This window comes from Vibrio sp. 1557 (assembly GCF_033340175.1).
GTDB lineage: Bacteria > Pseudomonadota > Gammaproteobacteria > Enterobacterales > Vibrionaceae > Vibrio > Vibrio alginolyticus.
In genome coordinates, this window is record NZ_JAWOVZ010000140.1 from 1 (window position 1) to 1,359 (window position 1,359).

Genomic DNA, 1,359 nt, shown 5'->3' on the forward strand with positions numbered 1-1,359 from the left:
AGGCTTGAGCCAATGAAGCCATGATAGTTGTGGCGATCGAAGGTAGACTGAATGTTTTCTACCAAGTCTTCCAATTTGGCTCGTTTAAGATGCAGTGCCACAGAGGTTTTAAGACGGTCGGCATTGATGGGTTTTTCTAAGAAGTCTTCAGCGCCTTTTTGTATCAAGTTTACAGCTAAGTCGACGCTGCCGTGTGCGGTGGCGATGATGACCGAAGTGGGAATATCATTTTGATTGATCCAATCCAACACGTCTTCCCCCGACATGTCTGGAAGTTTTAAATCCAAAATGATCAGTTGAGGCTTGCTGCGTTCAATGAATTGAATGGCTTCACGACCTGTCTCGACATGGAAAATGTCGTAAGGCTCATCTTTCACATATTGCTTATAAAGTATGGCTAATGAGGTAGAGTCTTCTACCAGTAACACCCTTGGTCTCATAGTCCTATCCCAACTTAATCTGATTCATTGTTATGATTCTGCCAGCTCACTTGGAGATTGATGAGAAAGAAAAAATAGATAAGCATCCTCAAGTCGCTAGAAGATTCTCAATTTGAGAAAAGTTATAGTTAAGTATTAGCACAGGGCAGGGATATTGCGAAAATTCTTTACTTTTTAATTGATTAAGCGCGGTATGAATTTGAAAAGCTGAAGACCAAATCGCACTTTGATAAGTGCGATGGCTCATATGGTGTTGCGGGATTTCTTCTTGTTACTCAAAGCCTTGAGCCTTGCGCAGGTTGAGCGCTTCAAACGAACGTTCAGCCAGTAAAGGCAATGCGGCACACAGCTCCAATGCTTGTTGGGTTTTACCTTCGACACAATGCTTCTCGATGCTTCTGGCTTGACGAGATAATGGGCGATTGCCTAATGCCAGTGCAGAACTGCCGAGTGTATGGACTTCAAACTCGAGTTTTTCTAGGTCATGCTCACTCAACGCCCGCTCAATTTTTTGCATCCGTTCGCGAGACTCTTCGATATAGTGTTCAATCAACGTGGGAATGATCTCCGCGCAGGTGTCTTTAATCATTTGCTGGAGAATGAGCTCATCAACCAACTCTTGTTCAATGTGTTGTGCAGTATTGGAATTCATAATAAGCGCTCCCTATAACATAAACAGTTCACTTTTTTTAATCTGCTGGGCCAGTTTGTCTTTCCATTTTTTCGGTAAAAAACGCAGCTTTTCGACTTGGCGAATCAGCTCGTCTTTTAGGCTCGGAGTGTGTTTCATGTTTAGCACCGAGCCAATCAGATTGGCATCGCTTGCTTCAAGCAGCTTTTTGGCTTGCTCAAGTTGCGTTGCCAATCAGATTGGCATCGCTTGCTTCAAGCAGCTTTTTGGCTTGCTCAAGTTGCGTTG

General features: G+C 43.6%; 2 protein-coding genes and 1 pseudogene. All 3 read right to left on the reverse strand.

Annotation, left to right across the window (positions count from 1 at the left end; all coding sequences use genetic code 11):
- The coding region (locus R7070_RS25310; protein ID WP_318141404.1) for a response regulator at nucleotides 1-440 on the reverse strand (440 nt) is incomplete at its 3' end.
- A gap of 271 nt (nucleotides 441-711) precedes the next feature.
- Nucleotides 712-1,092, reverse strand: coding sequence for an Hpt domain-containing protein (locus R7070_RS25315; RefSeq protein ID WP_023625011.1), 381 nt, complete (start codon nucleotides 1,090-1,092; stop codon nucleotides 712-714).
- A gap of 12 nt (nucleotides 1,093-1,104) precedes the next feature.
- Nucleotides 1,105-1,299, reverse strand: a pseudogene (locus R7070_RS25320) (chromosome partitioning protein ParA); the annotation flags it as partial.
- Between the last annotated feature and the right edge of the window lie 60 nt (nucleotides 1,300-1,359).

Coding starts and splice junctions, on each gene's coding strand:
- R7070_RS25315 (WP_023625011.1), bottom strand. CDS start 1,092: ATGAATTCCAATACTGCACAACACATTGAACAAGAGTTGGTTGATGAG.